The 19,266-nt window shown below is 58.1% G+C and carries 19 protein-coding genes; 8 read left to right on the forward strand and 11 right to left on the reverse strand.

Annotated elements, in window-relative coordinates:
* Positions 1-14 precede the first annotated feature (14 nt).
* The 10 genes from ABVF61_RS27710 to ABVF61_RS27755 all read right to left on the reverse strand — a co-directional run bounded on the left by ABVF61_RS27710 (position 15) and on the right by ABVF61_RS27755 (position 10,452).
* On the reverse strand, positions 15-974 hold the full coding sequence (locus ABVF61_RS27710) for an ABC transporter permease (RefSeq protein ID WP_353996845.1): 960 nt from the start codon (positions 972-974) through the stop codon (positions 15-17).
* Positions 971-1,915, reverse strand: coding sequence for an ABC transporter permease (locus tag ABVF61_RS27715; protein WP_353996846.1), 945 nt, complete (start codon positions 1,913-1,915; stop codon positions 971-973). Before ABVF61_RS27715 ends, ABVF61_RS27710 begins: the two co-directional genes overlap by 4 nt.
* On the reverse strand, positions 1,908-3,431 hold the full coding sequence (locus tag ABVF61_RS27720; protein ID WP_353996847.1) for a sugar ABC transporter ATP-binding protein: 1,524 nt from the start codon (positions 3,429-3,431) through the stop codon (positions 1,908-1,910). The genes ABVF61_RS27715 and ABVF61_RS27720 overlap by 8 nt, the downstream gene beginning before the upstream one ends.
* 58 nt (positions 3,432-3,489) lie before the next feature.
* Positions 3,490-4,617, reverse strand: coding sequence for a substrate-binding domain-containing protein (locus ABVF61_RS27725; RefSeq protein ID WP_353996848.1), 1,128 nt, complete (start codon positions 4,615-4,617; stop codon positions 3,490-3,492).
* A gap of 48 nt (positions 4,618-4,665) precedes the next feature.
* Positions 4,666-5,952, reverse strand: a complete 1,287-nt coding sequence (locus ABVF61_RS27730; RefSeq protein WP_353996849.1) for a metal-dependent hydrolase family protein — start codon at positions 5,950-5,952, stop codon at positions 4,666-4,668.
* Between the two features lie 277 nt (positions 5,953-6,229).
* A complete protein-coding gene (locus tag ABVF61_RS27735) occupies positions 6,230-6,520 on the reverse strand; it encodes a pilus assembly protein (protein ID WP_353996850.1) in 291 nt (96 codons plus the stop codon).
* The gene (locus ABVF61_RS27740; protein WP_502950023.1) at positions 6,501-7,991 is read right to left on the reverse strand and encodes a type II and III secretion system protein family protein; all 1,491 of its coding nucleotides are present in this window, start codon (positions 7,989-7,991) and stop codon (positions 6,501-6,503) included. The genes ABVF61_RS27735 and ABVF61_RS27740 overlap by 20 nt, the downstream gene beginning before the upstream one ends.
* Positions 7,992-8,297: 306 nt before the next feature.
* Entirely contained in the window at positions 8,298-8,933 is a 636-nt protein-coding gene (locus tag ABVF61_RS27745; protein ID WP_353996852.1) for a hypothetical protein, read from the reverse strand.
* An 8-nt stretch (positions 8,934-8,941) separates the two neighbouring features.
* Positions 8,942-9,454, reverse strand: coding sequence for a tetratricopeptide repeat protein (locus tag ABVF61_RS27750; RefSeq protein WP_353996853.1), 513 nt, complete (start codon positions 9,452-9,454; stop codon positions 8,942-8,944).
* Positions 9,455-9,720: 266 nt separating this feature from the next.
* On the reverse strand, positions 9,721-10,452 hold the full coding sequence (locus ABVF61_RS27755; protein ID WP_353996854.1) for a FadR/GntR family transcriptional regulator: 732 nt from the start codon (positions 10,450-10,452) through the stop codon (positions 9,721-9,723).
* A gap of 156 nt (positions 10,453-10,608) precedes the next feature.
* Here ABVF61_RS27755 and ABVF61_RS27760 point away from each other — a divergent pair, with 156 nt between their 5' ends.
* From ABVF61_RS27760 to acuI, 5 genes are read left to right on the forward strand one after another with little or no spacing between them, the layout of a single operon-like run.
* Positions 10,609-11,391 (forward strand): DUF2182 domain-containing protein, encoded by a 783-nt coding sequence (locus tag ABVF61_RS27760; RefSeq protein WP_353996855.1) that lies wholly within the window; start codon positions 10,609-10,611, stop codon positions 11,389-11,391.
* A gap of 15 nt (positions 11,392-11,406) precedes the next feature.
* The gene (locus tag ABVF61_RS27765; RefSeq protein WP_353996856.1) at positions 11,407-12,033 is read left to right on the forward strand and encodes a DUF1326 domain-containing protein; all 627 of its coding nucleotides are present in this window, start codon (positions 11,407-11,409) and stop codon (positions 12,031-12,033) included.
* A gap of 12 nt (positions 12,034-12,045) precedes the next feature.
* Entirely contained in the window at positions 12,046-13,167 is a 1,122-nt protein-coding gene (locus tag ABVF61_RS27770) for a dimethylsulfoniopropionate demethylase (protein WP_353996857.1), read from the forward strand.
* Position 13,168: 1 nt separating this feature from the next.
* Positions 13,169-14,803 (forward strand): AMP-binding protein, encoded by a 1,635-nt coding sequence (locus ABVF61_RS27775; protein WP_353996858.1) that lies wholly within the window; start codon positions 13,169-13,171, stop codon positions 14,801-14,803.
* A 15-nt stretch (positions 14,804-14,818) separates the two neighbouring features.
* Positions 14,819-15,811, forward strand: coding sequence for an acryloyl-CoA reductase (gene acuI, locus ABVF61_RS27780; RefSeq protein ID WP_353996859.1), 993 nt, complete (start codon positions 14,819-14,821; stop codon positions 15,809-15,811).
* Positions 15,812-16,723: 912 nt separating this feature from the next.
* Here the strand turns inward: acuI and ABVF61_RS27785 are convergent.
* Positions 16,724-17,617, reverse strand: coding sequence for a LysR family transcriptional regulator (locus ABVF61_RS27785; protein ID WP_353996860.1), 894 nt, complete (start codon positions 17,615-17,617; stop codon positions 16,724-16,726).
* A 94-nt stretch (positions 17,618-17,711) separates the two neighbouring features.
* On the opposite strand from ABVF61_RS27785, the gene ABVF61_RS27790 reads away from it, so the two are divergent.
* The 3 genes from ABVF61_RS27790 to rplT all read left to right on the forward strand — a co-directional run bounded on the left by ABVF61_RS27790 (position 17,712) and on the right by rplT (position 19,183).
* Positions 17,712-18,326, forward strand: coding sequence for an FMN-dependent NADH-azoreductase (locus tag ABVF61_RS27790; protein ID WP_353996861.1), 615 nt, complete (start codon positions 17,712-17,714; stop codon positions 18,324-18,326).
* A gap of 273 nt (positions 18,327-18,599) precedes the next feature.
* Entirely contained in the window at positions 18,600-18,797 is a 198-nt protein-coding gene (rpmI, locus tag ABVF61_RS27795) for a 50S ribosomal protein L35 (RefSeq protein WP_145345317.1), read from the forward strand.
* Positions 18,798-18,823: 26 nt separating this feature from the next.
* The gene (gene rplT / locus ABVF61_RS27800) at positions 18,824-19,183 is read left to right on the forward strand and encodes a 50S ribosomal protein L20 (protein ID WP_353996862.1); all 360 of its coding nucleotides are present in this window, start codon (positions 18,824-18,826) and stop codon (positions 19,181-19,183) included.
* Positions 19,184-19,266: the final 83 nt, after the last annotated feature.

Genomic DNA, 19,266 nt, shown 5'->3' on the forward strand with positions numbered 1-19,266 from the left:
CCCTCAACCTGGTTTCAACGTCGTGACCGGCGCATGTAAACAGCCGCCGCCAGCAAGATCAAACTTCCCTTGATCACGAGCTGCAACTCGATCGAAAGCCCAAGGATGACAACAATGTTAAACAGCGAGACAAGCACGAGCGTTGCCAGCAGAACACCCGGAACACTTCCCTTGCCGCCACTCAGCGCAGCGCCACCGATAACGGCAGCGGCGATCGAGTCGAGTTCATAACCACGCCCGGTCCAGTTGTCGACGATCCCGACATAGCCGACCAGGACGAGCCCGGCCAATCCGGCAAGGACACCGGAAATCATGAAGGCGCTGACCACAAGCAGACGGGTCGGAGCTCCTGTCATGTAGGCCGCTTCGGGATTGTCACCGTAGAGTTTCAGACGTCGCCCATAAACGGTGTATTCGAGCAGCCAGTGCGCGGCGAAGGCAACAATGGCCAGCAGCATCAGCGCAACGGGGATCCCGAACAGGTCGCCTGTCGCAAGCCAACGGAATGTTTCCGGCAAGGTTCCACCCGGGGCACCGCCCGTATAGGCGAAGCGGACCCCCTGCAGCACGATCATCGTTGCAAGCGTTGCCAGAAAAGGCGTCACGCCCCGATAGGCGACAAGATATCCGTTGATGCCGCCGATGAGCGCGCCGAGCAGGATACCAACCGCAAAGATCACGACGGTGTTGTCGTTCAATCCAATGGAAAGAACCGCGACAGTGGCCATTATGGAGGCGACCGACAGATCCAGCCCGCGAACGATGATGACGATCATCTGCCCGATCACGACAAACCCGAGCGGCGCTGCCTGAAGCAGAATGTCGCTCAGGTTTGCCGGGCTCAGGAATCTGGGTGACAGGACCGTCGTGACCGCCCAGATGACGACCAGAAAGCCGGTCAGCAGGAGCAACTCCCGGTTTTGCTGTGCCCGGACCGTGCCGCTGTCTTTTCCAAAAAGCGCCGTCATGCTCATTTGCTTTTTCTCCCGACGAAGATGGAGACGGCGGCGATGATGATCAGTCCTTCCGCAATCCACTGGTAGAAGCTGGAAACGTTCATGAAATTCAGGACATTGGCGAGCAGGGCCAACACAATCACGGCAAGAAGGGTTCCCAGAACGCCGCCGCGGCCACCGGCAAGCAGCGTCCCGCCGACAATGACCGGCGTGATTGACTTGAGATCGAACCCGACACCGGCTCTTGGGTCGCCGACGCCGAAACGTCCGCAGATATAGATCGCCGTGACCGCCGCCAGAAGTCCCGATAGCGCATAGACGATCAGCTTGGTCGATTTGACCGGGACACCTGAAATCGATGCCGCCTGTTCATTGTCGCCGATGGCATAGATCCTGAGGCCAAGCCTGGTTTTCCAAAGCAGGAAGCCGGCCAGAAGGTAAAGCATAAGCGTGAAGATGGTCCCATATGGGATCATGCCGATGCGCCCGTAGACCAGATCCTCGAAGAACAGGGGAACCGATCCTGTCGGCTGGCGCGTTATCAGCAGCGCCAGGCCTGACAGGATGGTTGAGGTTCCCAGGGTCACGATCAGCGGATGGATACCCACAAAGGTGACGATGCTGCCATTGATCGCGCCGATGAAGACGCCAAGGCTGAGAACAATGGCGATCGCGGCTGCAAAGCTGGCGGGATCTTCCCCCGCGATCGAGGCAAAGACAACGGTCAGAAGGCCGAGCGCACCGGCATAGGACAGGTCGATCCCGCCGGAAAGAATGACGATGGTCTGCGCAAGGGCGACAAGCGCAAGAGCAACCATCTGATCCTGCACGTTGGCAAAATTGAGCGGGGTGGCGAAGCGGTCCGAACTGTACATCCCGACAAGGACAACAAGCCCGATCAGAGCGAGCACGACCAGATGCACCGGTTGTGTACGCGTCATGCGAATTACATCATCCATTGGAAGTTACCCCGTGATGGCTGGGTGTCTCGGCTGCCGCGACACTCATGATCGCCTCTTCCGATATCTCCTGAGACGTCAACTCGGCCGCCAACTCTCCATCCCGCATGACGAAGACACGGTCACAAAGTCCCACGATTTCAATGAGTTCAGACGAAATGGCGAGGATCGCCATGCCTTCATCCGCCAAGTGCCGGAGCATCTTGTAGATCTCTGATTTGGCGCCGACATCAACCCCGCGCGTTGGCTCATCGAGGATGAGCACTTTAGGCCTGTTCTCCAGAAGGCGCGCAATCAGAACCTTTTGCTGGTTCCCCCCCGAAAGCGCGGAGATCGGCAGACCGACATTGTCGACTACAACGCCAAAACGCTCCTTCATGACACGCGCCCGGGCTTCCTCGTGGCCAATGGCAACACGCGCCGGATGAACCCCGTGTCCAGGCGTTGTCGCGGCAAAATTGCGCGCAACGGAACTGTTGAGGAACAACCCGTCATCCTTCCGGCTTTCGGTGAGCATGAGAATGCCGGCATCGATGCTGTTGGATGGCGAGCGGTAATCCAGCGGCTCGCCTTCTATCAGGACGGTACCCTTCGCGCCTTCCGCGCCGTATATGGCAAGCGCAAGTTCCGTTCGCCCGGAACCGACCAATCCCGCCAGGCCAAGGATTTCACCTGCCCTGACTTCGAAGCTGACCGGAGCCAGGCCATCGGCAACGATCAGATCCCTGACATCAAGCATGGGTGCACCGGTCTCACCGTCACGTGGCTTTTGCGGGAAGAGGTTACCCAGTTCGCGTCCGACCATCGCGGCAATGACCGTATCATGCGTGTATTCGGAAACGGGCCCCTGGGATGTGACCACGCCGTCCTTTATGACGGTGATGTCCGTGCAGATCTCGAAGATCTCGTCCAGACGGTGTGACACATAAACGATGCCGAGGCCCCGTGAACGCAACTCATTGATGATTTTGAAGAGATGCCGGGTCTCGTTTTGAGACAGGACTGCCGTCGGCTCGTCCAGTATCAGAACCCTGGCATCGGAACGAAGCGCTTTTGCTATTTCGACCATTTGCTTGTCGGCGACGCTCAGATCGTCGACGAGGGATCTCGCGGAGAGATGGATGCCGAGTTTTTCCAGCAATGTCTCCGTCTGGACGACAAGTGCTTTTCGATCAATCAACCCAAACCGGGTCAGTGGCTCGGCATCGAGAAAAATGTTCTCCGCAACACTTAGCGCTCCTATGGTGGAGAACTCCTGATGCACGACGGCAATTCCGGCATCGAGGCTCGCTCTCGGGCTCGACCAGTCTTCCTGTTTTCCGCTGAATTCGACGTGTCCGGATGTTGGATGATAGAGGCCTGTCAGCAGTTTGATGAGGGTCGATTTTCCCGCACCATTCTCGCCGCAAAGCGCGACGGATGCGCCCGAATGGACCTCGAATTCAATTTCTTTCAGAACCTCGTTCGGTCCGAACGACTTTGACAGCGCGCGCGCGGCCAGTACCGGCTCAGACATGGCTGGTTCTCCTCCCCGATCCCAGTTTCCGGGCGGCCGAAGCCGCCCGGTGTGAGGCTTATTTTGGATAGTTTGCAGTGAAAGTTGCCGGATCGTAGTCCGCGCCGACGCCGGAGGACATGATGACCGATCCCGGCTTATCCATAAGAGCATAGTCGGCGGTAAAGACGTCAGCTTTCACAGAGGGAGTCTCATGACCTTCCGACACGACCACCTGCTGGTTCACCTCGATCCGGCGCGGAATGCCCTTGCCGTCAAGCACGTCAAACAGGACTTCGAACCCTTCGGCACCCATTGCGGGCGGGTAATCGATACCGATCATCGGAACGTCGTTCTGCACGGAGAGCTGATACATCGCGTTGAAGTCGCCACCGGTGTGTGGCGGGATCTTTCCGGCTTCGTATCCGGCCGCAAGAAAGGCCTCGATGGAACCGGAGCCCTGCAGACCGCTGTCTGCCCACACGCCTGCAATCTCGTCACCATATTTCTGGATCAGTGCCGACATGATGGTCTTGCCGTTCGCGGGCGACCAGGAGGTGTATTGCGTTTCCAGAACCTCGATTCCCGGGAACTGGTTGAACACCTCCATCGCGGCCTTGATCCGGTTTTCCGCTGGCGAGGCACCGGCCAGCCCGCCAAGCATGACAACCTTGCCTTCGCCGCCGAGCTTTTCCGCGAGCCACTGAGCAGAAATGCGGCCCAACGCCTGGTCGGATGCCGTGACGAAGGTAATGTAGTTTTCGTCGGACGAGACCTGGCGGTCCACGAGAACCACCGGGATCCCCTGACGCTTGGCCCGGCGCACCGCCGGATCAAGAGCTTCAGCGGTTGCCGGACTGATCAACAGAATATCGACACCCTGGGCAATGAGATCCTGAACATCGGCGGCCTGTTTGGACGGATCGTCATTTGCGTCCGTGATAATGAAACGCTCGATCTTGTCGGCGTGCCGTTCCGCTGCCGCTTCGATCCCGTGCAGCATGGCAACACGCCACGGATTTGAAATCGATGCATTGGAGAACCCGATGACATAGGGTCCGTCCTTCTTGAATTCCGCGGCATCGAATATGTCCACGGATCCTGGGTTCCAAAGGAACGTTCTCGGAACGCCGTCGTAGTCGGCAAGAGCCGTGCCTGCGGACAGGCAAAGGGTTGCGGCCGCAGCCACAATTGTTCTGATACGCATATTCTCCTCCATAATTATGCGTTCGTGGATATGAAATTTCAGGAGTGTTTATTCCGCGGCCAGGATCAGTCCCGGAGAACGCGGGTCGCTCTGTCGGGGGTCCTTCCAGGCGCTGCCGTCCTTCATGATCATGGCCAGGTTGTCCTGCTTTTGAAGCAGTGAGACATCCTGAACGACATCCCCACGAACAAGCAGCAGATCCGCAAGGTAGCCTTCCTTGATCTGGCCGAGCTCACCGCTCCGGCCCATAAGCTCGGCACCGACATGGGTGGCACAGCGAAGCGCCTCGACCGGCGAGTAGCCAAAGTAGCGGACGAAATGCTCGATATCGCGAGCGTTCTGACCCATCGGCGTGACCGAGAACCCATAGTCGCCGCCGACGACCACACGGACCCCGCGTTTGCGGATTTCGTGATAAGTCGCGCAAGTCGCTTCGAATTTCCGGAACAAACCCATGCTTTCAGCAACTTCCCGGGTCAGGCCGACAACGTCGCCTTCACGCGTGCTATTGTGAACAAGCCCGAAGGCCGGACCGACGAAGATGCGGTCCTTGGCGCCTTCAAGCATGTCGAGCGCTTCCTCATCCGCAAAGTCGCAGTGATAGATGCAGTCGACACCATGACGCACTGCCATCTTCACGCTCTTGGACGATCTGGCATGGGCGGCCACCATCTTGTCGAAGGCATGCGCAACCTTGACGAACGCTGCCAGCTCCTCGTCTTCCGTTGGGGTGATTTCCGCCCGCGCATGGCTGACGAACTCGTCGCCGGAAATATTGATCTTCATGATATCGACACCGTCGCGCACGCATTCGCGGGCAACGCGCCGCATTTCGTCCGGCCCGTCTGCAACCAGACCAAAGCTTTCCTGGTAGATGTGCCGCTTGCGCTCGTCACCGAGCCCCGCTGTCGTTGTCACTTCAGGACTGCCGGCCATCATACGCGGTCCATCGATCAGACCCTCGTTGATGGCATCCCTCGCCGTCACACCGAGCATGGGCTTTGCGGAGGCCGCTTCGAAAATAGACGTGAAACCGTGGCTCAAAAGAAGTCTCAGGTTCTGCGCCGTTAGCAGCATATGCCGTTCCGGACATAGCTGACCCAACTCGGTCGGCTCCGAAATTCCTGTAAAGCTCGGGTGGCAATGGCCTTCGACCATGCCCGGCATGAGAGTCATGCCGGTCCCGTCAATCAGATTGTCAGACAAGCCGGAAGGCACGTCCGTGCCTTCGATAACCTTTGCAATACGGTTGCCTTCGACCACAACGGTGCCCGGAACGGCTGCGTCCGCGACACCGTTCCAAATCATCGCACCCTGGATAACGGTTTGTGTCATTTGATCCTCCCAAGTCACGCCGGCAACGTGTTACGCCCGGCGTGTTTTGGGGAGGATGCCAGACTTAAGGCGGACAACAAGACAGGTTGTCGCAGCATTTGCCCGTATTTTGGATTATCCCGAAATATGGATAAGTAATTTTACTTTTGCCGCGCACATAGATCCCTCGCCGTCGATCTTGACCAGATAGGACGAGGGAACGCCTGGCAAGTGCGCGGCATCACCAGACCCTGCACGGCAAAGTCATGGAGTTCTAGGAACAGATTTCAGGATAGCGCTATGAACCGCCGCTGATTGCCGCTTCAGAACCGGCAGCAGTCACAACGTCCGGGTCGCCCGGTGCGAGGTAACGCTCTTGCGCCTGGACCGCTTTCTGGCCGTCGCCCGGAAGATTTGTGTTGTAGGCCTGACGGGGGAAAGGCTGAATTGTATGAATGCCCATATTGGCATCCATCGCGTTTCCAGCGCCCACCGTCACGGTGTCACGGTGGCTCATGTAGTCGGCGCATCCGCCCAGCAGCAAAAGGGCCGCAAGCGCAACCAGCCGATCAGTTCTTCGAGTAAACATAACCATCCTCAAGTTCCAGATCGACAATATGACCGTAGGGACCGATCAGGCCGTCGCCTTCCTTGTATTTGCGCAGCATGTCCTTGTTCACTTCCAGAAGACCGAGCGCGAACATTTCGACGTCATTTGTCGGGCGCGTCTGATCTAGGGGCGAGGCCAGCGGTTCATTGGGACGAGCCGGCCGCACCAGCCTGGGTGTCACCACAATAACAAGATCGGTTTCGCGCTTTTGAAAGCTGGTCGACCGGAACAACACGCCGAGTACCGGCACCTGGCCAAGCCAGGGAAGCTGACTGATGTCGCGGGTATCGACGTTCTCCAGAAGACCCGCAATTGAAAAGCTCTGGCCGTCCTTGAGTTCGATCACCGCTTCCGCGCGGCGTGACGTAAAACCGGGATTCCCGTTTACGTTGATCGAGTTGTCGATATCACTGACCTCGGTCATCACACGCAAGTTGATACGGCTGGCGTCGAGGACTGTCGGAACAAATTCCAGACGAACGCCGAAGGGACGATAGTCCGTCGAGGATGCGACACCGCCGGAATTGGACACTGCGGTCTGGATGGGCACCTCACCGCCAACATGAAAACGGGCCGTCTCACCGCTGATCGTGGTGAGGTTCGGCTGCGCCAGCCGCCGTACCAGACCCTTGCCTTCCAGCGCGTCGATGATGGTGTCAATGCGAAGTCCGGCCGTTTCCAGCACCTTTCCGATCAGCGTTCCGAAGGGAAGGGCGCCCTGCTGCGCCACGCTGGCACCGGACCCCAGGAGTGCGACGAGACCACCGTCACCGTCGGTGCCGACCTGAACGCGCGAACCGCTGGTGCTGATATTGCCATTGTCGGACCGGCCGACCCAGTTGACCCCGAGATCCCGTCCGATCGATCGGCTCGCCTCCAGCACCCTGACTTCGAGGGCCACCTGTTGCGGACTGCGGACACTGACCGCATTGATCACCGGATCTTCCGAAAACTGCTGGGCAACTTCCAGAACCTTGGCCAGTTCCACGGCATTGTTGACGGCCCCGCTCAAACGGATCTTGTTGCCGACATTGGAAACGGACACTTGAGACGTCGGTGCGACAGCCCGGATGGCGCGCACCACGTCGTCGAAATTAAGCTGCACACGCACTTCAATAACGCCAAGAAGTGTCTTTGAGGCATCGTAGATCGAAATGTTAGTCAGGCCGGGCGCTTTGCCCTGAATGTAAAGAACCTGTTCGGACAACGGCACGATGTCCGCCGTTTCCGGATTACCGACAACGAGATCTGAAAACTTGCTGTTCGTCCTTACGGTCCGGGTTGTGCCGGGCTGCATTGTGACCCTTGAAACGCTGCCGCCGTTCACGACAAGCGTCATTTCATCAACTTGCGCGCTGGATTCTTGAGCGCCTGCAAGGCCAAGCACGATCACGCAGATCACTACTGTCAAAATGGACGATATCTTCACGTCGTGCCTCGTCTTTGGCATTCGCAAAATTTAAGGTCACGCAAGGTCATTTTTATTTCCACATCTCAGCACAAATGCCGAAGATATTGAAATTGCCCCCGCCCTACTGACCTCAATACTAAGATGCTGACGATTAACGGCTCGTGAAAAAAATCTGAAAACTGAAAACTATCATTCCGAAACTATATTAAGACATCGGTTGTCAGTTTTCTTACGTTCAAAGTCTTTGTAACAAGTATCAATATTCAACCGGCATACACCATTAAAGTGCGTCTGTCGGCCGATCATTTTGGGTAAATTCGTCCGGCTTTCCGGATGACAAATCGGTCAGTTGGCAGAGCCTTGGCGTTTTTCGTATCTGACCTTGCCATCAGAGGTGACGACGCGACGGAAAAGCGCAGACCCTTGAGCTTCTTCCGGCTGGCGTGCGAACGTGACCCGCGGAATTGTGCGGGCGCTTTCAAACCGGTTGGCCGCCTGCGCCGACAAAGCTGGAGAAAACATCGCCGCGGCGGTCGTGGAATGGAAGAAATCGATGTCTCTGTCGATCTTCGTTTTCAACTTGTCGATCGGTATATCGGAATCGCCTCTTTCGATCCGCATCAGCCTGACGCCGGACTGGATCTGGCTGAGGCGCTGGTCGATCTTTGAAAGCCGGTTCTGCACACCCGTGTTCATCAGGCTGACACTTCCGGAGATCCGCTTTTCGAATTCCTGAAGGCCGCTGAGTTGCTGTCGGATCTGATTGAGTTCCGTCGTGGCGGACCAGGTGAAAAAGAGACCAACGAACAACAGCACCGTTACCCCGACCGAAACCGCGTTGAGGGCCATCAGCACGCGGACATTGCGCTGCAGGAACGCCGTCAGCGGAGAGGTGGCAGGCGCAGGTTTGGTGCCTTTTTCAGAAGCGGCACCGCCGGTTCCGTGAGCAGCTGCGTTTCCGGTGTTCCCGTTGGCGATCATCAGCTTTTTCAACCCCGATTGGCAAAGGAGACGCTGTTGCGCAGGAGTTCCAGGTTGTTTGCTGTCGTCTGATTGTTCGGGTCAACGTCATACGCTTTGAGGAAATAGCGTCGCGCTGCCACAAGGTTGCCGCGAAGAAGATATGAGTATCCGACATTGTTCAGATACTCGGGACGGTTGGGTATCATCCGCGCAAGCCGCTTGTAGCCGATATCCGCATTATCGAAGCGCCCGATCATGTCGGCGGATGCCGAGTAACCGATCCAGGCAACCGGATCTTTCGGATAGACCTCAACGGCGCGCTTGTAGATCGCATACGCCTTGCCGTAGTTCTTTTCCCGGAACTGGACTTTCGCCTTGGTAAGAAGCTCATCGTCCGGGTAGTAGGCAACTTTGGAAAGATCCTGGTTCGACGCAGCACTGTCGCCGTAAGTGGACAGGTTTGCCAGATCCCCGGACTGACACCCCGTCAGCAAAAATGCCGATATCGCTAAAGCAGAGAACCGTTTACGCAACCACATTGTCTCTCACCCACACCGCTTATACTCTGTCAGGGGCAATTTACTGCAGTAGCGTTACTAAGCAGTATTCACAATAGCCCCCGCCGCTACTCTGTCGGTCTTTGGGAAGAATAGGGAATTTGAGAAAATTATTGGTTAAAGGCGTCAAATTACATTTTGTAAAATGAGTGCCAAGATGTTCAGACACGCTCAAGAGATGAAACTGCGCTGTCTTGAGCAGCGGCAGCCGGTCCGGCCCTGTGCATTTCTTGAACTGTTCGCCGGGCTCAGCTCGCCTTGGGTTTGCGCCGTTGCGCTGCCAGCTCGCGGGTATAGGCAAACAGCGATTCAAGGCTGGTCATCGCACAGGCACAATCCCGCCGTTCCAATGCTTCGCACAGCGCTTCATGATGTTCTGCGATCCGCTCCCGGTCTCTCAACCGGTATACAAGCATGTTCATCAAAGGCTGCATGGCCTCGAAAGCCGCCGAGAGCTGGAAGGTCAGCAGAGGGTTGCCGGTCGCCTGAGCGATGATTGAATGAAAGGCGACGTCGGACGCGCAGAATGTCTCATCGCTGGTTTGCGGGTCGCGCTGACGGTCAATCTCCGCACGAAGACCTTCCAGATCGACTTCAGAACATTTTTCAGCCGCCAGCGGCAATGCTGACGTTTCCAGCGCGAACCGTGCCTCAATGGCGTCTTCCAGCGGAATGTCGTTCATACCGATCAAAAGCCGCGTCATGGTCACGAGATTGTCCTGCGCTTCCGGCCATGTGATCCGGTTGACGAACGCACCGCCGGATGATCCCCGTTCGCTTCTGATCAGGTTCTGGGCTGCAAGGCGCTTCAGAGCTTCCCGGACAGTGGATCTGGAAACGCCGAACCGTTCTGCAAGATCGGCTTCGCTCGGCAGGCGTTCTTCACCGGCAAGCCGCCCTTCGAGAATTGCATCTCGGATCGCATTGGCAATCTGGACAGACAGTCCTTCCTTTTGAATCGTGTTGAATTCAATCGCCAATGGGGCCCCTCACGTGCTTTTCGACCGAAACCCGGACACGTTAGAGGCAGGTCTCCACCCGGTCAATTGCAAAAAAACAAATGTCAGACAATTAAATGTTTGACTTTTAAATTGAGGAAGCGCAGCGTAACCGTCAAAGAAAAATGGGAGGAGCGGGTGAAGACAATCGCACGTCTTTTGCCCGGCCATGGCTTGCTGTGGCTGACGTTTTTTGCAAGCGTCCTGATTGCGTGGGGTGTTCTCTTCGCAACGCATTTGCCTGTCGTAACGCCCGATGAAGACTTCGGGCTGGCCTATCTCATCTCCCTTTGCACGCAGACAGTGGCCGATACCGGTTTTCTATCCGCGGTCTTCATGTGGTCGCTGATGTCTCTGGCGATGATGGCGCCAACTGCGTTTCCGGCGTTTAAAACCTACGCGGATCTGACTCACACGGACGCTGCGAGCGGCAAGTCACTTGCGGTCCTCGTCACCGGATATCTTGCGGTATGGGTTGGCTTCGCGGTGCCGGCAGCCTTTCTGCAGGTTCAGCTCGCTCAAATGGGGCTCCTCGACCAGGCAGGCCGCTCAACATCGGGACTGCTCAACGGCGCGCTGATGGCGCTGGCGGGCCTTTACCAGTTCAGCAGCTTCAAGAATGCCTGTCTTTCGGCGTGTCAGAACCCGATGACTTTTTTCTTCAATCACTGGAACCCCGGACTGCGGGGCGCCCTACAGCTCGGGCTCCGGCTGGGAGCGGTCTGTCTCGGATGTTGCTGGGCATTGATGCTGCTCGCATTCGTCGCCGGCACGATGAACCTCGCCTTCATGGGCCTGGCCATGGTGTTGATGACGCTTGAAAAGCTTCCCCAGATCGGTGCGCGGCTAAGTGCACCGCTCGGGGTTTTTCTCGGAATTGGCGGGGCGGTCGTGATCGTCCTCTCACTTGTGAATCTCTAGTCAGGGAGAAATCTCATGTCCGGATGGTCCATTCGCGGCGAATTGATACTGAATTGCAACTGCACCGTCTTCTGTCCCTGCGTGGTGTCCCTCGGCAAGCATCCGCCGACGGAAGGATACTGTCAGGCGTGGGCCGGCGTTCGCATTGACGAAGGCCACTACGAGGGCGAGGATCTTTCGGGACTGAACGTGGGTCTGGTGCTGGAAATCCCCGGTCTTATGGCACGGGGAAACTGGAAGGCTGCCGCCTATATCGATGAACGCGCAAGCGATGCCGCCTATGACGGTCTCCTGAAGATCTTTTCAGGTCAGGCGAAGGGCACGACCGGCCTCTTCCGCGTTTTGGTAAGCGAGTTCCTCGGCGCCGAACGCGCGCCTGTCTCCTATACCAACGAAGGCAAGAAGCGTCGGCTGATCGTCGGTCGCGCCATCAAGGGCGAAGTCGAGCCGGTTCAGGGCGGAAACCCGGATGAGGACATCGTCGTGACGAATACCGAATACTGGATGGGACCGGACATCACGGTCGCAACGGCCACACAGGGCCGCGTGCGCGCCTATGGCCGCGTCTGGGATTTTGATGGCCGCAGTGCCGAAATCTGCCAGATCGACTGGTCCGGACCAGCCGCTGAACAGGCCGCATAGGGAGGATCCGGCATGCAGGTCCCGGCTCTTTCAGTCTCCCGCCGCACGCGCTACACGCCGTTTTCGCGGCGCGTGCAGGCAGCAGGTGTCAAGGCTTACACGGTCTACAATCACATGCTGCTTCCGACGGTTTTCAACTCCGTCGAAGAAGATTACAGGCACCTGAAAACCAAGGTTCAGGTCTGGGATGTCGCTTGCGAGCGGCAGGTTGAACTCTGGGGCCCTGATGCCGCGCGCCTGGTCCAGATGCTGACGCCGCGCGATCTTTCCACGATGAGCGAAGGACAGTGCTACTACACGCCCATGGTCGATGAGACCGGCGGCATGCTCAATGACCCGGTGACCACAAAGCTTGCGGAAGACAAGTTCTGGGTGTCGGTTGCCGACAGCGATCTTCTTTTCTGGATCAAGGGGCTTGCACACGCACTGCGACTGGAAGTCGATGTCGACGAGCCGGATGTGTCGCCACTCGCTATCCAGGGTCCGAAGGCGGAGGAACTGGTCGCCCGTGTGTTCGGTGAGGAGATCAGGTCGATCCGCTTCTTCCGCTACAAGCATGTCGACTTTCAGGGAAAAAAGCTCGTCCTCGCCAGGTCGGGCTATTCCAAGCAGGACGGGTTTGAGCTTTATGTCGATGGATCCCACCTGGGCGAACCCATCTGGGACGCCCTGATGGATGCCGGACAGGATCTTGACGTTCGCGCCGGCTGCCCGAACATCATTGAACGGATCGAAGGACAATTGCTGTCTTACGGCAATGACATGACCCGCAACAACACGCCGCATGAATGCGGTCTCGGCAAATTCTGTCAGACCCAGGCGGCCATCGGCTGCATCGGCCGCGATGCCCTGCTGCGCGTTGCCGTCGAAGGTCCGGTCCGCCAGATACGCAGCATCGCGATCGACGGGGATCCGGTTCCACCCTGCGACGAACTGTGGCCGATCATTGCAGGTGGTAAACAGGTCGGTACGGTCAGTTCGGCCGCCTACTCACCGGATTACCGGACCAATGTTGCTATCGGCATGGTGCGGATGACCCATTGGGACGACGGCACGAAGGTGCAGGTCGATACGCCGCATGGCATGCGGAGCGCGACAGTCTGGGAAACATCCTTCACCAGTCAGGGAGGCTGACATGCGGGAGCACTACGAGGCATTTTCCAAACAGGATGCCAACCATGTTCCTCTATCACCGCTCTCGTTTCTGGAACGTACGGCGACCATCTTTCCCGATCGAACCGCTGTTGTTTACAACAACCTGCAACGAACCTGGAGCGAAGTGCATACGCGGGTGCGCCGCCTCGCCTCAAGCCTTCAAAAGAGAGGTATCGGACAGGGCGACACGGTGTCGGTCCTGGCCGCCAACACCCCGGAACTGTTTGAGCTTCACTATGCGGTTCCGCTGACCGGAGCGGTGCTCAACACCATCAATATCCGTCTCGAGCCCGAGACGGTTGCCTATATTTTCGAGCACAGCGACGCGCGTCTCGTCATTGCCGACACGGCGTTTTCCGGCGTCGTCAGCAAGGCCTTCGAGATCAACGGCAAGGCGCTACCCATCGTCGATATCGTCGACCCGGAGGGGCCGGGTGGCGAGAGGATCGGGGAGGCAACCTACTCGGATCTGATCGACACCGGTGATCCCGCCTTCGCCTGGCAAGGTCCGCAAGACGAGTGGCAGGCCCTGGCACTCAATTATACCTCCGGCACATCCGGGCGGCCGAAGGGGGTCGTCTATCACCATCGCGGCGCCTATCTCATGGCAATGGGCACACCCGTCGCCTGGGAACTGCCGCGGCATCCGGTCTATCTCTATACGGTGCCGATGTTTCACTGCAATGGCTGGTGTCATGCCTGGACCATGACGCTGATGGCCGGAACCATTGTCTGCATTCGCCAGGTCACCGGCAAGGCCGTCTTCGACCTGATCGGCAAGCTTGGCATCACGCATCTTGGTGGTGCACCGATTGTGTTGTCGATGCTGGTGAACACGCCTGAAGAGGACAGAAAACCGCTCTCCGGGCCTGTGAAGATCATGACGGCTGGTGCGCCTCCTCCGGCGGCTGTATTGGCGGCGACAAAGTCTCTCGGGTTTGAAGTCATGCAGGTCTATGGCCTCACCGAGACCTATGGCCATGTGGTCCAATGCCTTTGGCGCGAGGAGTGGGAAGATCTTTCGGCGGACGAACAGGCTGAACTGCAATCCTGGCAGGGCGTCGGCTTTCCGATGACCGAAACGGTGGACGTTGTGAACCGGGAGACCGGCGCTTCCGTTCCGTGGGATGGCGAAACCCAGGGCGAGATTGTCATTCGCGGCAACACCGTCATGAAAGGTTATTATAAGAACGCGGAAGCAACCGATGAAGCCATGTCGGGTGGCTCCTTCAAGTCGGGAGATGCCGCTGTCCGTCATTCGAACGGTTATGTACAGATCCGGGACCGGTTGAAGGACGTCATCATCTCAGGCGGCGAAAACATCTCCTCTGTCGAGGTGGAAGGCGTGTTACACCGCCATCCGGACGTGGTTCTGGCGGCAGTCGTCGCGCTGCCGGACGAGACATGGGGAGAGGTCCCGTGTGCATTCGTTGAACTGAAAGAAGGCAGCACGGTCACCGAGGAAACTCTGATCGAATTTTGCCGCCAGCACATGGCCGGGTTCAAGCGGCCGAAGAAAATCGTCTTTACCGAGTTGCCAAAGACGGCGACCGGAAAGATCCAGAAATTTGTCCTGCGCCAGGATGCCAGGGCAATGACCGAAAACTCCAGCTAACAGGGCAGTTAGATTATGACTTTCAAAGCACTCCTCGTGGAAAAGGATGACGAAGGCAAGACGTCGGCATCGGTACAGGATCTCGACGACAGCCGGCTGCCTGAAGGTGATGTGACCGTCGCCGTCGAGTACTCGACGCTGAACTACAAGGACGGGCTTTGTGTCGGGCCGGGCGGCGGCTTGGTCAGAAACTACCCTCATATTCCAGGCATCGATTTTGCCGGCACGGTCCTGGAGTCTTCCGACGACTGGTACAAGCCGGGCGACAAGGTCGTTCTGACCGGCTGGCGCGTCGGTGAGGTCTGGTGGGGTGGCTATGCGCAAAAGGCGCGCGTCAAGGGCGAGTGGCTCGTGCCCCTGCCGGAGGGCCTTTCCACCCGCAACGCCATGGCGATCGGAACGGCCGGGTTCACCGCAATGCTTGCTGTCATGGCTCTGGAAAATCATGGCCTGAAGCCGGAAGACGGCCCTGTTCTTGTAACGGGCGCCGCCGGCGGTGTCGGCTCGGTCGCAACGGCCATTCTCGCCAATCTCGGCTATGAGGTTGCCGCCGTCACGGGCCGCGAAAGCACATGGGACTACCTGAAGTCGCTTGGCGCCAGCCGGATTGTGCCCCGTGACGATGTCAACGAGACCGTCAAGCGCCCGCTGGAAGCGGAAACCTGGGCCGGTTGCATCGACGCAGTCGGCGGCGCGATGCTGGCACGCGTGCTCGGCCAGATGAAATACGGCAGCTCCGTCGCAGCCGTCGGTCTCGCAGGCGGCGCTGCGCTTCCTGCAACCGTCATTCCGTTCCTGCTCCGGGGCGTCAACCTCCTCGGCATCGACAGCGTCATGCGACCTTACGAAGCCCGCCTTCCCGCCTGGGAGCGTCTCGCGAAGGACCTGCCGATGGACAAGCTCGAAGCCATGATCCAGCCCGCGACCCTGGCAGACCTGCCCGGCCTCGGCGCCGACATTCTCAAGGGCCAGGTAAAGGGCCGTGTTGTTGTCGACGTGAACGCTTGAGGTTGAACCGCAAGTCGCTCAGGCACGGCCTCATCCTGAGGAAGGCCAGAGGCTCGTCTCGAAGGATCAGCGGCAAGCACTCCACCGTGTAGCCCATCCTTCGAGGCTCTGCTGCGTGTCGCACCTCAGGATGAGGCCGTGTTCTACGCAGCTAAGCGATAGTGGAATACGATCGTTCATTCAAAGGGTGTCATCCCGGTTTGCCGCACAGGCGGCAAGACCGGGAACCAGTAATCCGCATGGGTCGCAAATGAGAAGGACGGTCAGACAAGAGGTTACTGGATCCCTGCCCGCGCAGGGATGACAAGGAAAATGGGACTGGCCGCACCTTCCAAAGCCTCAAGACTTAACTCCAACTTCGTCACCCCGGACGCAGCACAGCGGAGATCCGGGGCCGGAGAGCCAAGGTCTTCCGGGTGGTCACTCAGGAAACCGACAGGTCATTGCCTCCCCGATCCCGGCGCGCGCTACGCTTGGCCGGGATGACGACGGGTATTTGTGCGCCATATGGCCAAGACGACTTCGCCAATGTGGCTACTCGACCAGACAAGAGAGTCTGATCCACCGAGGCCTTATCCTGAGGAGGGCCAGAGGCCCGTCTCGAAGGATCGACCATTTATAGGTTGTCATCCCGGTTTGCCGTACAAACGGCAAGACCGGGAACCAGTAATCCGTGTGGCTCGCAAATGAGAATGGTTAGACAAGAGGTTACTGGATCCCTGCCTGCGCAGGGATGACAAGGAAAATGGGACTGGCAGCACCTTCCAAAGCCTCAAGACTTAACTCCAACTTCGTACCCCGGACGCAGCACAGCGGAGATCCGGGGCCGGAGAGCCAAGGTCTTCCGGGTGGTCACTCAGGAAACCGACAGGTCATTGCCTCCCCGATCCCGGCGCGCGCGTCAGCCGACACTCACCGCAATTCCGCTTTCAGAAAATCGACCATGACGCGGACTTTTCGCGGCAGGTAGGCCTTGCTTGGATACAGGATCCAGGCGGCCGTGTCGAAATCGGTTGCGGCGCAGTCAAACTCCGGAAAGAGGTCGATCAGCCGGCCCTCTTTCAAATCGCTCCGGATCAGCCAGTTGGCCAGAAGTGCAACGCCCATACCGAGACGCGCGCCTTCCCGCAACGACAACGCACTCGCGATCACGGTCTTGCCTGAAACATCGACCTGAAACGGCGCGACACCCTCTTTCCGAAACTTCCAGCTGCTTCGAAAACCCGGAAGCGCAAAACACAGGCAATTGTGATTCTTAAGGTCCTTTGGAGCCTTTACCGGCCCGTAACGGTCCAGATAGGACGGTGAAGCGACAACACGATAGTGGGAGGAAAACAGCCTGGTTGAAATCAGGTCTCCCTTCGGCGCGGCGGCCAGTCGGATCGCCAGATCAAGGCCTTCTGCAAGCAGATCCATGTTGTAGTCGGAGGGATAGAGCTCGACCGAAAGATCCGGATAACGCTCCTGGAAGAGCGGCAGGACCGGCATGATGCCTTCCTGCGCGAAGGCAACCGAGGCGGTCATCTTGAGCGTTCCCCTCGGCTGCGCCCCTTGAGAGGCCGCTTCCTCCCCGGCCGTTTCAAGTTCTTCAAGCAGCGGCGCAATCCTTTGAAGGTATCGCCCGCCTTCCTCGGTCAAGGCGAGTTTCCGCGTGCTGCGCTGGAAGATCCGGACGCCAAGATCGCGTTCCGTATTGGCAACGATCCGCGATACGCTGGAGGCATCGACGTCCAGCGCACGCGCGGCACCCGCAATGCTGCCGATGTCACGGACGAGCAGCAGCGCCTTGAGAGCTTCAATATCCATTCGTGCAGTTTACGCACGATTCTGCTGCGCGGCATCGTATTTTTCTTCACTGATCGCAGAAATAGCCTTGGGCATCCCACAACGGAGATTTCCAATGACATTGCTCTTGCGCATCAATTCAAGTTCACGCCAATCCGGCTCGCACTCCACGGCGGTGGCAGACCACTTCGAAACCTGCTTTCGCGAAAAACATCCGGGCTGCCGCGTGATTTCCCGGCACGTGGCCGACGGATCCATCCCGCTCATCAGCCAACAGACCATCGAAGGCTTTTACACCGCACCAACCGACATGACAGATGGTCTGAGGGAAGCGACAGCGCTTTCCAACACGTTGATCTCTGAACTGCAGCAAGCCGACACGCTTCTGATCACCGCTCCCATCTACAACTTCAGCGTCCCGGCAGCGCTCAAGGCCTGGATCGACCAGATCGTCAGAATGGGGCATACCTTTTCCTATGAAGACGGGTCGTTTCAGGGACTTGCAAAAACGCGCCGCGCGGTTGTCGTGTGCGCTTATGGCGCTGAAGGGTACCTTGAAGGCCAGCCGTTCGCCGTCGCCAATTTTGTTGAGCCTTATTTGAAATTCCTGCTCACGTTCCTCGGGATCGAGGACATAAGGTTCATCTCCGTTCAGGGCACGACGGGTGATGCTGAGACTGTTGCGGAACGGATCGCAGCAGCCAAGCAGGAATGCAGCCAGGCAGCGTGACGCCAGGCATTGGCGAATAGACTCGGGTGCGGTGCGCCTTCCTGTCGCGAACCGCGGCCCCAAAAGTCGCGGTTTCCACCCTGAATCCGGTTGCAATCCGCCGAAACCTCCCATATAAGCGCCCGGTCCAGAGCCGTCCGGCTTGTCGTGGACTGGATTTTTGCATTCCGATGCAAGGTCCTCCCGGCAGAAAAGGGCATGCCGTGTCGGCTCTGAATGCTCCAACAAAGAAAGCGTCTGCTTTACGCGGATGCGCCAAGGAAAGGATGCAAAATGCCCAAGCTGAAGACGAAATCCGGCGCCAAGAAGCGCTTCAAGGTGACCGCGACCGGCAAGGTGAAAACCGCGCAGGCCGGCAAGCGCCATGGCATGATCAAGCGCACGAACAAGTTCATCCGCAACGCCCGTGGAACGACCACGCTGAGCGACCAGGATGCACGCATCGTAAAGCAGTTCCTGCCATACGCATAACGCCAGCCCCGAAGGAGATCATCTAAATGTCACGCGTCAAACGGGGCGTAACCGCCCACGCTCGCCACAAAAAAGTTCTGAAGGCCGCAAAAGGTTATTACGGCCGCCGCAAGAACACCATCCGCGTTGCCAAGCAGGCCGTCGAGAAGGCAGGACAATACGCCTACCGCGACCGCAAGGCCAAGAAGCGCACGTTCCGTTCGCTCTGGATCCAGCGCATCAACGCGGCAACCCGCCAGCACGGCATGACCTATGGCCGTTTCATCGACGGTCTGAACAAGGCGGGCGTTGAAGTCGACCGCAAGGTTCTGTCCGACCTCGCCATCAACCAGCCGGACGCGTTCAAGGTCCTGGTCGACAAGGCACAGGGTGCACTGGCCGCTTAAGGTTGTTGCGAAAAGACGTTCCAGAAAGCGCGGTTCACTTGGCCGCGCTTTTTTATTTACCGGGAGGCTGTCATTTCGGCGCA

Origin of the sequence: Roseibium sp. HPY-6 (assembly GCF_040530035.1) — a bacterium.
Taxonomy (GTDB): Bacteria; Pseudomonadota; Alphaproteobacteria; order Rhizobiales; family Stappiaceae; genus Roseibium.